The organism is Bacillus sp. A015 (assembly GCF_053851875.1).
This window is the reverse complement of record NZ_JBSPZB010000001.1, coordinates 153,229-166,230: the sequence shown is the minus strand read 5'-3', so window position 1 is coordinate 166,230 and position 13,002 is coordinate 153,229. Positions and strand designations below refer to the sequence as shown.

16 protein-coding genes are annotated in these 13,002 nt (G+C 41.4%); all 16 read right to left on the bottom strand.

The features are described from left to right. Positions 1–5 precede the first annotated feature (5 nt). Genes fliP through fliF form a run of 16 tightly spaced genes read right to left on the bottom strand, consistent with a single transcriptional unit; the run spans position 6 to position 12,974 of the window. Positions 6–671 carry a flagellar type III secretion system pore protein FliP gene (fliP, locus tag ACSLGF_RS00850; protein WP_456001510.1) on the bottom strand — a complete coding sequence of 222 codons (666 nt, stop codon included), beginning with the start codon at positions 669–671 and terminating at the stop codon, positions 6–8. Next, entirely contained in the window at positions 664–1,323 is a 660-nt protein-coding gene (fliZ, locus tag ACSLGF_RS00845; protein WP_099725856.1) for a flagella biosynthesis regulatory protein FliZ, read from the bottom strand. Before fliZ ends, fliP begins: the two co-directional genes overlap by 8 nt. 18 nt (positions 1,324–1,341) lie before the next feature. Continuing rightward, on the bottom strand, positions 1,342–1,704 hold the full coding sequence (locus ACSLGF_RS00840) for a response regulator (RefSeq protein ID WP_456001508.1): 363 nt from the start codon (positions 1,702–1,704) through the stop codon (positions 1,342–1,344). 27 nt (positions 1,705–1,731) lie between these two features. Continuing rightward, positions 1,732–2,856: a flagellar motor switch phosphatase FliY gene (gene fliY, locus ACSLGF_RS00835; RefSeq protein WP_456001506.1), complete on the bottom strand. Its 1,125-nt coding sequence runs from the start codon at positions 2,854–2,856 to the stop codon at positions 1,732–1,734. Next, entirely contained in the window at positions 2,846–3,844 is a 999-nt protein-coding gene (fliM, locus tag ACSLGF_RS00830) for a flagellar motor switch protein FliM (RefSeq protein WP_008354483.1), read from the bottom strand. The genes fliY and fliM overlap by 11 nt, the downstream gene beginning before the upstream one ends. A 32-nt stretch (positions 3,845–3,876) precedes the next feature. Next, positions 3,877–4,305: a flagellar basal body-associated protein FliL gene (gene fliL, locus ACSLGF_RS00825; protein WP_456001504.1), complete on the bottom strand. Its 429-nt coding sequence runs from the start codon at positions 4,303–4,305 to the stop codon at positions 3,877–3,879. Next, complete coding sequence (locus ACSLGF_RS00820; RefSeq protein WP_336493203.1) at positions 4,302–4,517, bottom strand: flagellar FlbD family protein; 216 nt, start codon at positions 4,515–4,517, stop codon at positions 4,302–4,304. The genes fliL and ACSLGF_RS00820 overlap by 4 nt, the downstream gene beginning before the upstream one ends. A 37-nt stretch (positions 4,518–4,554) precedes the next feature. Continuing rightward, complete coding sequence (flgG, locus tag ACSLGF_RS00815) at positions 4,555–5,346, bottom strand: flagellar basal body rod protein FlgG (RefSeq protein ID WP_099725860.1); 792 nt, start codon at positions 5,344–5,346, stop codon at positions 4,555–4,557. 21 nt (positions 5,347–5,367) lie between these two features. Then, positions 5,368–5,811 (bottom strand): flagellar hook assembly protein FlgD, encoded by a 444-nt coding sequence (gene flgD / locus ACSLGF_RS00810; RefSeq protein ID WP_456001502.1) that lies wholly within the window; start codon positions 5,809–5,811, stop codon positions 5,368–5,370. Beyond that, positions 5,811–7,133 (bottom strand): flagellar hook-length control protein FliK, encoded by a 1,323-nt coding sequence (fliK, locus tag ACSLGF_RS00805; RefSeq protein ID WP_456001500.1) that lies wholly within the window; start codon positions 7,131–7,133, stop codon positions 5,811–5,813. Before fliK ends, flgD begins: the two co-directional genes overlap by 1 nt. Next, positions 7,134–7,820 carry a MotE family protein gene (locus tag ACSLGF_RS00800; RefSeq protein ID WP_456001498.1) on the bottom strand — a complete coding sequence of 229 codons (687 nt, stop codon included), beginning with the start codon at positions 7,818–7,820 and terminating at the stop codon, positions 7,134–7,136. It lies immediately after the preceding gene. Between the two features lie 12 nt (positions 7,821–7,832). Further along, positions 7,833–8,276 carry a flagellar export protein FliJ gene (fliJ, locus tag ACSLGF_RS00795; protein WP_456001496.1) on the bottom strand — a complete coding sequence of 148 codons (444 nt, stop codon included), beginning with the start codon at positions 8,274–8,276 and terminating at the stop codon, positions 7,833–7,835. Between the two features lie 7 nt (positions 8,277–8,283). Continuing rightward, complete coding sequence (gene fliI, locus ACSLGF_RS00790; RefSeq protein ID WP_456001494.1) at positions 8,284–9,600, bottom strand: flagellar protein export ATPase FliI; 1,317 nt, start codon at positions 9,598–9,600, stop codon at positions 8,284–8,286. Further along, positions 9,597–10,361 (bottom strand): flagellar assembly protein FliH, encoded by a 765-nt coding sequence (gene fliH, locus ACSLGF_RS00785; protein WP_456001492.1) that lies wholly within the window; start codon positions 10,359–10,361, stop codon positions 9,597–9,599. The genes fliI and fliH overlap by 4 nt, the downstream gene beginning before the upstream one ends. Then, positions 10,354–11,370: a flagellar motor switch protein FliG gene (gene fliG, locus ACSLGF_RS00780; protein ID WP_456001490.1), complete on the bottom strand. Its 1,017-nt coding sequence runs from the start codon at positions 11,368–11,370 to the stop codon at positions 10,354–10,356. The genes fliH and fliG overlap by 8 nt, the downstream gene beginning before the upstream one ends. A gap of 11 nt (positions 11,371–11,381) precedes the next feature. Further along, complete coding sequence (fliF, locus tag ACSLGF_RS00775; protein WP_456001488.1) at positions 11,382–12,974, bottom strand: flagellar basal-body MS-ring/collar protein FliF; 1,593 nt, start codon at positions 12,972–12,974, stop codon at positions 11,382–11,384. Positions 12,975–13,002 lie beyond the last annotated feature (28 nt).

Sequence of the window (13,002 nt, the reverse complement as noted above, 5' to 3'; positions counted from 1 at the left end):
CTACTCTAAAAGCTTTGCAGCAAGGATTTTACAATCAAATACCATCCATCGACTAAAACAAATAACAATATTTTGAAAGGGAGCGATATCATAACCGGCGGAAGCATCATCATCCCCATTGACATCAGGACACTTGCGACCACCATGTCAATAATTAAAAATGGAATAAAGATCATGAAACCAATTTGAAATGCCGTCTTTAATTCTGAAATTGCAAAAGCTGGTACCATCGCCGTTAATGGGATCTCTTTAATCGATTCAGGTGTATCCATTTTTGCGTAACTAAGAAATAAAGCCAAATCTTTCTGTCTCGTATGTTTACTCATAAACTCTTTGATTGGCACTTCGGCTTTTTCATACGCCTGGTTTAACGTAATGTCATCATTTAAAAGCGGCGTAAGCGCCTCTTTATTTATTTCTGAGAACGTGGGTGCCATAATAAAAAATGTGAGAAACAAAGCAAGTCCAACAAGCACTTGATTTGGCGGCATTGAGTTGGTTGCAAGTGATGTTCTGACGAATGAAAGGACAATCACAATCCGTGTAAAACACGTCATTAAAATGAGAATGCCTGGTGCAACCGAAAATACGGTCAAAAGTAAAAGAAGACGGACAGACGTGCTGATATTCCCTGCACCGCTGGAATTAAATAAATCGATAAACTCATTCATTTTGTTTCGGGCCTTTCTTTCTGACTTCTGATTGGGTCTTTTTCAATTCGGCTAACTGCGCCTTTAAATTGGCTGAAAAAGAAGAAGTGGTTGTCTGGTCATGTTTCTTCACCTGCGATGTGAATTTTTGAACGATTTTTGGTAAATCTGTCTTGCTTTCCATCGCTTCTTCATATTGTTTCACAATCGCTTCACATTCTTGTTCATCGTCAATTTCTTTTAGCAGCTGGATTGAGTCTGCTACACCGACAACTAGTACGCGCTTGCCCACTTTGATAAGCTGGACCGAACGGTTTTGGCCAACCGTAGTTCCGCCAATATTTTCAACATAGCGGAATGGTTTGAGTAAGCGGTTTTGCTTACCAACAAATCTCACCAATCCATAAATGAGCAGGATGACAAAAAGTAAGGCACCAATCATTTTGACAAAATCCATAATGGAGACAGAAGAAGAGGGAACTTCTTCTGCCGGATTCGTTTGATTGTCAGTGGTTTTCTTTTCTGTATCCTTTTTGCTTTCTTTCTCACCTTTGATCCAGTCATTCACTGTACCATTTTCAGGATCTTTCGTTTCAGCGAACAGTGAAGCAGGCTGCATCGTCAAGAAAAGCATAAAACTGATCATCGCTATACATATCAAACGTTTTTTCAACAAGTCTTACACCCTTTTTTAGCCTAACGTTTTATTAATTGCTTCAAGTACACGGTCTGCCTGGAATGGCTTTACGATAAAGTCTTTTGCACCTGCTTGAATGGCATCAATAACCATTGATTGTTGTCCCATCGCAGAACACATAATGATTTTTGCAGAAGCATCGATTTGTTTAATTTCTTTTAACGCAGTGATCCCATCCATTTCTGGCATTGTGATATCCATTGTCACAAGATCAGGAGATGTGTCTTTATATTTTTCAACAGCTTGTGCGCCGTTTTCTGCTTCTCCTACTACATCAAATCCGTTTTTGACAAGAATATCCTTAATCATCATTCTCATGAATGCTGCATCATCTACGATTAATACCTTAGTAGCCATTTACTTATTCTCTCCCTATATGTTTGTTTATTTTAAATTAGAAAGTCTTTCTGATTGACTTAATATATCAGTCACACGAACACCAAAGTTCTCATCGATCACAACGACTTCCCCTTTGGCGACGATTCGTTTGTTGACCAGAATGTCGACTGGCTCACCCGCAAGTTTGTCCAATTCAATGACACTTCCAGCTGAAAGTTCAAGTACTTCTTTCACACTGCGCTGCGTTCTACCGAGTTCCACCGTAATAGAAAGCGGAATATCCATCAGCATATCGAGGTTTCCTAGCTGGCTCGTTGTATGCTGAGGCTCACTGAACGCTTCAAATTCAACTGGCGCCACATTTACAGGTTCTGCTGACTTTGGCTTCGCTTGTCTTTTCGGCGGTGCCGCTTGCTGCACAGGAGCAGACTGTGCTTGCGGAACTGCCTGCTGAGGTTCAGGTGCGCTCACTGGAGTTTCTTGAACAGGCTCTTCTTCTTGCGTCGGGTCTGTTAATTCTGCGATTAAATCCTTCGCAAACGTAATAGGGTAAAGCTGCATAATATTTGAATCTATGAGTTCACCTATCGTTAATCTAAAGGACACTTTGACAAGCATTTCTTCAGCTGGAATGCGGTCTGTGCCTTCTCCTTCTTTCACATCGAGTAATTCGACGCGCGGCGGAGAAATGTCAATCTTTTTATTAAAGACTGTCGACATGGATGTCGCTGCTGAACCCATCATTTGGTTCATCGCTTCTTGCACTGCACTTAAGTGAATTTCACTTAAAGACGGGTCAGCATTTGTTCCATCTCCGCCCATCATTAAGTCCGCAATGACTGCCGCATCTGTTTGCTGGATCACAAGCAGGTTACTTGCACTAAAGCCTTCCGTATAATTCACTTCAATAGCAACATATGGATGAGGAAACTCCTCATTCAGCTTGCTTTTTTGAATCACTGAGACAGTTGGAGTTGTAATCTCCACTTTTTGATTTAATAGGGTTGAAAGTGCTGTTGCAGAGCTACCAAATGAAATATTTCCGATTTCCCCAATGGCATCTTGTTCCATTGCGGAAAGGAGTGTATCGGGCTCTATATCGTCATTGCTGCCTCCTTTAAGGAGCGCATCGATTTCATCTTGTGATAATTTACTTCCGTTATTCTCCATCTTCTTCACCTCTTATGTCGTGATCTAGAATTTGAATCGCCTGTTTCCGATTCACGCGGCCGGCCTGTCCCAAGAATTTCGGTTTATTTCCGACCATAACAGTAAGAGGCGCATTTACTGGTTTGTCCAAGGCAATACAATCACCAATTTCCAAATTCAAAAACTCTTCCACCGTCATTTCCGATTGTCCAAGCTCTGCGACTACCGGTATTTTTGCCGTCATAATCCGTTTTTCAATGGCCTTCGTTTCTTCTTGTTTCGGTTCATTTCGTTCAGACTGCATCCAGTAGTGTACAGACAGCTTCGGAATGATTGGCTCTAATACAACGTGAGGAATACATAGGTTGATAACCCCGCTCACCTCACCAATCTGTGTATTAAGCGAAATGACGACAACTGTTTCGTTTGGTGACACCATTTGAACAAACTGGGGATTTACCTCGAAATCTGCCATTTCTGGCTCGATGTCGGTTATGGACTGCCACGCTTCTCTGTAATTTTCCAAAGCTCCCTCAAACATGTTTGAGATAATCTTTGTTTCGATTTCTGTAAGTGACTCTGTCTTATTATGACTAATGCCAATCCCGCCCATCAGCCTGTCCATCATGGCATAGCCGATTGTCGGGTTCACTTCAAGCATGATTCTTCCTTCAAGCGGGCTGACGTAAAATAAGTTTAATAAGGTCATATTAGGAATCGAACGAATAAATTCTTCGTATGGTACTTGGTCTACCGAGCTGACAGAAATTTGAATATATGATCTTAGCTGCGCTGAAAAGTGAGTGGTGAGCAGTCTAGCGAAGTTATCGTGAATCCTTGTTAAACTTCGAATCTGGTCTTTTGAAAAACGCAGTGCACGTTTAAAGTCATACACCTTCACTTTTTTGGTCGTTTCTTCTTTTTTCAGCTCTTCTGCATCCATTTCGCCTGTAGATATGGCGGATAATAATGCGTCGATCTCATTCTGGGAAAGCACTTCTCCTGACATTTCTTCACCTCCATCGTGTCAATTAATCGCCTCTATTGCAGATTAAAGGAGGTTATATAAACTTCTTTCACCTTGCCATCTTGCAAATAGTGATTCACTTTATTTTTGACTTGTGTTTTAAATTGTTCTCTGCCTTTTTTGCCATCAAGTTCATCGGCATTCGTCTCTGATAAAATGTCGATCACGGCATCTTTCACTTGGAAACTTCTTTTTTCAAGCTCTTCTTTTGCTTTTTCAGAATCCGTTTCAATGTTTAGTACAAGTTTGACGGCATTTCCTTCAGACTTTAAATTTGTAATAATCTCAGGAATTTCAATAGAAGCTTTTGCGACTTCATCTGCTGTCGGCTCTTTTTCTGCTTTTGCTTCGTCTGACCCATTCAACAGAAAAACAATGCCAGCTCCAATTCCGACGATGGCAATAATCATGATTAGCATTACTACGACTAATTTCTTCTTCATTCAAATTCCTCTATTCCTTGGTTCAATGAAATGACTTGGATTTTTCTGTAGAAAGAAATGATTTTCTCCTGAAGCTGCTCCTCATCTTCCTTCACAACGAATTTCTTTCCATTGGCTAATGTAATGGTCGTGTCTGGAAAGCTTTCGATTTGCTCGATATGGAGAGCGTTAATCATAAATCCTTTGCCATTTAATCTTGTCACTTCAATCATATTAAGCAGAGAAGCGATAAACCGCTCCCCCTACCTCCTATCGTTTCAGGTTCACAAGCTCTTGCAGAATTTCATCTGATGTTGTGATCGTCTTTGCATTCGATTGGAATCCGCGCTGCGCGATAATCATTTCTGTAAATTCGTCTGTTAAATCAACGTTTGACATTTCAAGTCTACCTGTTTGGATGACACCTGTTCCTTCTTCACCAGGTACGATGGCATTACTTGGTGCACCTGAGCTTAGCGTTTGGCGGTAAAGGTTGTCACCAACTTTGTCTAACCCTCCTGCGTTTCGGAAGGACACGAGTGAAACCTGTCCAACGGTTCTTGATACATTGTTTTCAACAACCGAAATCGTTCCATCTGGACCAACACTCACACTTGAAATGCCATCTGGAATCGTTATTTTTTGTCCATCCATTCCAAGTAGATAGTTCCCATCAGGAGTGACTAAGCTGCCCTCTGAATCAGGTTTGAAATTTCCAGTTCTTGTATAAAGAATTTCTCCTTGGCTTTCAATACGGAAGAATCCATCACCATTGATATAGAAGTCATACGGTTCATCTGTATTTTGGGAAGCACCCGCTGACATGATCTTATCAATAGATGACAAAGAAGATCCTAGTCCAACTTGTTTCGAGTTGATCGAACCTGAGTTGTTTGTCGGTCCACCAGAGCTTGCAATGGTCTGACTGACCATATCTTTAAAAGTGATTCGGCTCTTTTTGTATCCGTGTGTATTGACGTTGGCTACGTTATTGGCCACAACATCTAATTTTGTTTGGAAGTTTTTCATTCCGCTAATTCCTGAGTAAAGTGAGCGTAACATTTATTTTCCTCCTCGATTTGCTTACGGTTTTTCTCCAACAGTTGTAACGTCCCAAGGGCTGATTTTCGTTCCATCCTCTAGATATAGGAAGTATTCATTGTTTATGTTTTTAACAGACTTCACAGTGCCTGATATCTCTTTGTCACCTTGTTTGCCCGCTACTTCTTTACCGATCCAGCCTACATACGTAGTAAAAGGATCTTGGTGTGCAACAAATGTAGACATGAGTTGATTCAGCTTGGTGATAGAATCGTTCATATTGGTCTGCTGTTCTAAAGATGAAAATGTTGCAAGCTGCGTGACAAACTCACGGTCATCTAGTGGGTTTGTCGGATCTTGGTTTTGAAGCTGTGTAAGCAATATTTTCAAGAATTGATCTTTGCCAAGCGTATCTGTTTTCTTTTCTGCTTTTGAAGAAGTGTCTGTTACTGCGGCTGTTCTATTCGTAGCATCGACTGTTGCCATTAGATCTCCTCCTCTTCTTCATCTGACCCAACAAGAGCATCCAGTACATCTTGGAATTCTGCTTCCTGTTCTTCAGGCTGCTGAAAATTCTGCCCTTTTGACTGGTCCTGTTTGTTTTCTTCACTAAACTGTCCAAATAACGGCTGTTCATTTGATTGAAGCGGTATATGGAAACGGTCCACTTGAACCGACATATTCGGAAGTGCCTGCTTGAGCTGCGGCAGATGATGCTCTAACATCTCTTTTGCTGCTTGCGTCGAGGCTGTAATTTTACTCGCATACACACCGTTTTGTTTCGTTAGTTGAATGGTGATAAACCCAAGATTTTCTGGATTTAACCGAACTGTAAAGCGTCCACTTGAGTTGCCAAATGGCGTAAATTTCATTTGCTTCCACGTGTTTAGGATTTGCTGATCAACCGTACCTGGTTTTTCATCAGATGTTTGTGTCTGCTGCATTGGAGCAGTTGATTGCAGTTGAAAAAACTGTTTATGACCTGGTAAAAGCGTATGGGTCATTGTTTTTTCAGAAGCAGGTGCAGCGGCGTTTTGCCCTTTGACGACTTCCTTTTTGATGAGCCATTCAAGTGATGTCGCACCCTTTGCGGGAGACGTGAGGGAAGATTCTTGTTTTGGAGAGACCAATTCTTTTAACTCTCCTAGAGAAATTTTCCACTCTTTATCTGACCCTTTCGCATTCGCCATCATATGGTCGATTAACTGATTAAAGTGTTTCAGCTCACTTTGGGACATAGAGTTCAGCTTTGGCGCTGACCCCTGCGAGAAGAACTGCTCTTTTACTTGCTGAATGAGCTTCTCATCGGCACCGTTTTTCGAAAGAAAATGGATGAAGTCTTGACCTTTTTCCCCAATATCCTGTACAAGTTTTGCATCAAAGCTGATCGGCTGTTGGTTTAGCAATTGATATAAGAAAAAGTGGACTTGTATGAGCTGTTCACTATGTTCAGCAGCTGGCTTATCAGCTTGATCACCATAAATGGATGATTCCATTTTTTGAAATAACTCTTCAAGTGACGTTAGATCAGTTGGATCTAGTTTTTGACCTTGAAGCGTTTGAAGCGCCCCGAGGAGATCTCCATCGACCCCATCTTCAGGCGATTGCATCCATTTTTCAATGATTTGTATTGCATCATCGATAGAAAGAGAGGCTCCCGCTGGCTCAGAATTGACTGGCCCGCTTTGAATGCCTGCACCACTAAGCAATTGTTTAAATAAACCGCGTGCAGATGCCACGCCGCCCCCCTTTGGTCCCGAGAGACCTTGAGACGATTGCTGTAAGGCTCCAATATCCAATAGCTTCACTTATTGTCCACCCCCATTGTCACTTTCTTCTTTTTTGGCAAGCTCCTTCGTAAACGTTGCTGCCTTCTGAGGTGTCAGTTTTGCTAATATGTCCGTCAGCTTATTTTTACTCAGCTCTTCAAGGATCTTCAAAGCCTCTTTATCACTTAATTCTGATAAAATTTTGGCGGATTTCCCTGCATCCATGCTTTCATAAATGCTGGCAACCTTCCCTTTTGATTGTTGATTAGAGGATGCCGCCGTATCAGAGGTCGTCCCTGCTGAGTTATTACTTGACGTACTGTTTGATGCACTGTCATTTGCTGACGTATTTTCTGCGTCATTTTCAGTTGTTTTTTCAAGTGAATTGATTTTTTGGTTCAGTCTTTTAATCTCTTCATCACTTGTTTTCAAGTCTTTTTGTGCAATTTCGAGTTCATTCTTTTGCTCTTTAATGGTCTTTTTCAATTTTTTCAACTCTTCATCACGTTGATCATTATGTGAAGATGACGTTTTTGAGCTGTCATCTGAACCAACCAAGCTACTAATCACTGGAATGTTTTGGAGCGGTTTCTTTAGATCAAAACCCGCAATATAAAGGATTGTGCCACTCACAAGCACAAGCACAATCAATGGGATGATGACAATAAACAAGATCCATTGAAATTTTCCGCCGCTTGATTCCTTCGCTTTTACCTTCTTAGGCATTCATCTCGACTCCTAATGTCCTTGAAACATGAATTGGCTGATAGAGATATCATCCATTTCTTTCATTTCAACTGCCTTATGTTCAAGGGAAAACTTTTCAAATTGCTTTTCTTTCATTTTTTCAAACTTTTTAAACTCAATGTTTTTTTCAGTTAAATCAGATTGTTTTTCATTCATTTGATGACGTTTCATGATCACAAGTTGCTGATAATGCTGGATGGTGTTATCTAAGTTGGTCACAAATTGCTGGTAATGACGCATTTCTTGGACACTCATTCCACTTCTCAGCTTTTCTTCTTTGCTTTTTTCCATTAGCTCTTTTTTACTCATATTTTCATAGAGTTTTTCAGCGGCTTGCTCAAATGCCGAAACGGATTGTTGATACGCTGCGAATGATTTGTCTTTTTCACTTTCTTTCAGTTCCAAGAGCTTTTGAAATTTGTATTGATATCTCACTTTTTTGTCAATCCTCTCTATTCATCAAACCGAGCAATAAATTCACACTGTCTTCAATAGATACAGCCTCTTCTACATCCTGCTTCAAAAATGAAATGAGATGAGGATAAGCCTGCATGGCCTCATCAATATCCTTAGAGGAGCCTTTTTTATATGCTCCAATGTTAATGAGGTCTTCAGCGTTTTGATAAGTGGATAAAAGCTGACGGAACCGATTGGCCGCTTCCTTGTGATCATGACTTGCTATATTACTCATGACACGGCTGATACTTTTCAGAATATTGACAGCGGGAAATTGTCCTTTGTTTGCTAAAGCACGATCAAGTACAATGTGGCCATCTAAAATTCCCCTGACTGTATCAGCGATCGGCTCATTCATGTCGTCACCATCAACAAGCACTGTGTAAAACGCTGTGATGGAACCAAGCTGATTCGTTCCAGTTCGTTCAAGCAATTTTGGCAGTATAGCGAACACTGAAGGTGTATATCCTTTTGTAGTTGGCGGTTCGCCTGTTGCAAGACCTATTTCCCTTTGTGCCATGGCGATCCTCGTGACAGAATCCATCATAAACATGACATTTTTGCCTCTGTCCCTGAAATATTCCGCAATGGCTGTCGCTGTATAGGCTGCTTTCATTCTCGTCAGCGCGGGCTGGTCAGAAGTTGCGACGACAACAATCGAACGCTTCAGTCCTTCAGCACCTAAATCCTTTTCGATAAACTCACGAACTTCACGGCCACGCTCTCCAACAAGGGCAATGACATTTAGATCCGCTTCTGTCTGCTTTGCAATCATTCCCATTAAGGTACTTTTTCCAACACCACTTCCAGCAAAAATCCCGATCCTTTGACCAGTGCCAACTGTGAGCAGACTATCGATCACTCTGACACCAACGCCCATCTTTTCTCGAATCGGCGGCCTGTCCATCGGGTTTGGAGGAGACTGTTCTGTCGAAACAGGTGCAAGTCCCTTTGGAAGCATACTGCCGTCCAGTGGATCACCGAAGGCGTCAACGACTTCACCAATTAAGCCAGTACCTACTTTGACCTTTAACGACTCACCTGTCGCTTCAACTAGACTTCCTGGTGAGATATTGGATGCTTCAACATAAGGCATGAGCAGAATGTTTTCGTCTCTAAAACCAACGACCTCTGCTTTGATCGGATGGCGTTTACTTCCTTTTTTATGAATGAGACACACATCTCCGATAGAGCTCTCTGGCCCCTTGGACTCGATCATCAGCCCAACAACTCGATTGACTTTACCAAATCGTTTATAAGGATCGGCGGTTTCAATCGTTTCTTTTAACACATCTATGTTCATTTGTGATCACCTGAATCAATGACTTCTAATAGTTTTTCTTTTAACTGATTCATTTGTGTATCAACACTCGCTTCCACTTTTCCAAAGCTTGTTTCTACGTAACAAGTCCCTTTTGGTGCTTTTCCATCCGAGTAAATGGCAAGATGTGTATCCTTTTGAAGAATTCTGATCAATTCGTCTTTATATTCCATAACATGCTCGTAATGTTCAGGGTCGACATAGATGGAAATATCATCATATTCTTTCACTTCTGAAATGACCTGCTTCACAAGAGCTAAAAATTGATCTTTCGTTTCCTCAGCTGCATACCAAACTCGTTTGGCGAGTTCGAAAGCCAGTTCCACAATTTCTTCAGCAGAGCTTTCAATTTTTTCTTCATAGTCCTGTTTCGCAAGATTGACAATGTCATTTGCTTGATCAAGCATAGCTTGGTACTGCATGTTCGCATCTGCCTCGCCCTTTTGGAAGCCTTCTTGATAACCAGTTTGTTTCGCTTCTTCAATGAGCTGCATTCTTTCTGCTTCAAAATCAGCTCGGCGCTGATTGATTTCAGCCATTGTTTTTTCTAGCTCACTGTTTGCTTGTTCTAGAATAAGGCTTGCTTGATCTTCTGCATCACTTAGGATAAGCTGTGATGCTTCCGTTTCATTGACAAGCTCTTCTTCGTGATGTTCTTTTTTGAACTCCACTTGCTGCAAAGGAATCGTTTGCCGGCCTTGCTCAGGAATAACAGATGTTTCATGTTTGATAATCCTAGACAATGATATCGTCTCCTCCGCCTCGAGCTATGACGATTTCTCCAGCTTCCTCGAGTCGTCTTACGATGCTGACAATACGGGTTTGTGCTTCCTCGACATCTCTAAGCCGGACAGGCCCCATAAACTCCATTTCTTCTTTGAACGTTTCGACCATCCGCTGGGACATGTTGCGGAAGACAATTTCTTTGACCTCTTCGCTTGCCACTTTGAGGGCGAGCAATAAGTCATCATTTTCAACATCTCTAATGACTCGCTGGATGGCTCTGCTATCAAGAGTGACAATATCTTCAAAGACAAACATACGTTTCTTAATTTCATCAGCAAGCTCAGGATCTTGAATTTCAAGTGTATCTAAAATGGTCTTCTCCGTTGCACGGTCTACACCATTTAACACTTCCACAACCGCTTCGACCCCGCCCGTTTGGGTATAGTCTTGCGTAAAGGTTGAAGAAAGCTTTTGTTCAAGAATGCGTTCCACCTCATTGATGATCTCTGGAGATGTGCGGTCCATTAAGGCAATTCGTCTCGCAACCTCTGTTTGTACATCCTCGCCTAACTCAGATAAAATTTGCCCCGCTTGTACTGGATCTAAGTAGGAAAGTATGAGCGCAATCGTTTGTGGATGCTCGTGTTGGATAAAGTTTAGGATTTGCTCCGGGTCAGCCTTTCTAGCAAAATCAAATGGTTTCACTTGAAGAGAGGATGTCAATCGGTTTAAGATGCTATCCGCTTTGTTCTCACCAAGCGCTTTTTCAAGCACTTGTCTTGCGTACATAAGGCCGCCTTGTGATATGTAGTCCTGCGCGATGGCAATGCTGTGAAACTCTTCGATGATTTCATCTTTTTTAGCAGTATCTACACTTCGCACATTGGAAATTTCTAATGTTAATTTTTCTATTTCGTCTTCAGACAGATGTTTGTATACAGATGCTGACACGTCTAGCCCTAAGGAAATCATTAGGATTGCTGCTTTTTGTCTGCCTGTTAGTCGATTTGGATCTTTTCTCGACATGTGTATTCCTCCTAATCCTCGGACAGCCAGCTGCGTAGCAATTTAGCAAAGTCTTCTGGTTTTTCTTTTGCCATTTTTTCAAGCTGATTTTTTCTCACCATTTCTTCTGTTTCTGGTTCAGTATCGATATCAGGAACATCGATTGGTGTACGTTCATCAAGCTCAAACGCTTCTTTCTCTTCTTTTCTGCGCTTACGCACAAGAAGAATAATGAGAGCGATAATTGCAAGTAGTAGCACACCGCCTACAATATAAACCCAGATCGGAATATTGTTTGAAGGGTTTTCTGCTGCAGTTTGCTGTTTACCGTCTAATTTTGATACAGATAAAACGATTTTGTTCTCTAAGTCAGCTTGAGTGAGCGCTTGACCATTTGTGTATTCTTTATCAATCGATGTGCTAATGATCGTTGAAAGAATCTTTTTGATATCATCCTGCCTTTCAGCAGTTAAAGAGTTCGCATCGTTTGCAGTTGGTGGTTCAACCAATGCTTGAATGCCAACGTCTCTGATTTTATAAGGACTTTCTTTGATATCTTTATGAATACGGTTTACCTCATAATTGATACGATCTTCGTTCTTTTCGTAATTTCCGCTTCCATTTGCTCCATCGGCGCCTTGATAATTTGTGACATCATTGCCGCCTGTTCCAGCTGTGCCTCCAGCTGCTGCGCCATTACCTGAATAGGTTTCAGCAATCTTTTCAGCGCTGACAGCGATGCCTTGCATGTTTTCTTTATCAACTGGTTCTACAAGATCTTCTTTTCTTTTCTCTTCAGTAAAATCAACGTCTGTTGTGACCGATACAGCCACTTTATCTTGACCCATCATCGTTCCGAGCAGCTGCTGGATTTTTCTTTGGAGGTTCTTTTCGATTTCCTCTTTTTTCTGCTGCTGTGCATCCATTCCACTTGCATAGGAATCGGAACTGCTGTTTAAGTCGTAGTAGTTAGAATCTTGGTCCATAATGACAATGTTTTCTGTCTTTAAATTCGGCACACTTTTTGAAATAAGATGATAAAGGCCTTTTACTTGCTGCTGTGTAAGCGTGTAGCCTGGCTCCACTTGCAGCACAATGGATGCTGATGCATTACTTTGCTCTTCTCCAACAAAAACGGAATCTTTTGGCAGGTTAATCATCACTTTTGAATCTTTAATCCCATCAATCGTGTTGATCAGATTGGACAGTTCTGTCTGAGTTGCGCCTACTTTCAGAACATCAAATTCATTATCTGTTAAACCGAAGCCGGAATTTTTCGCAAAGAAGGAATAATCAATATTCCCTGTCTTAGGAAGTCCTTGAGATGCGAGTGTTACCTTTAAAGAGTCTGCCTGCTTTTCTGGAACGAGAATCGTCGTTCCATTGTTTGCAAGTTCCGATTTGATTTTTTTGCCATCTAGTTCCTGCTTGATTTGCCCAGCTTCTGCCGCAGACAAGTCTCTAAACAGCGGAACCATTTTTTCAGAAGAAGCAAAGATGCTAGCAACCGTTATAATGATTGCTAGGGCAGCAACGCCGCCAATCATGAGTATTTTTTGTAATTTTGATCGATTTCGCCAAAATTCAACTGTTTTTGTTCTTAATTGCATTAAAGTACGATTCATCTTAACCCCCGGTCATTCCATTCAGTCT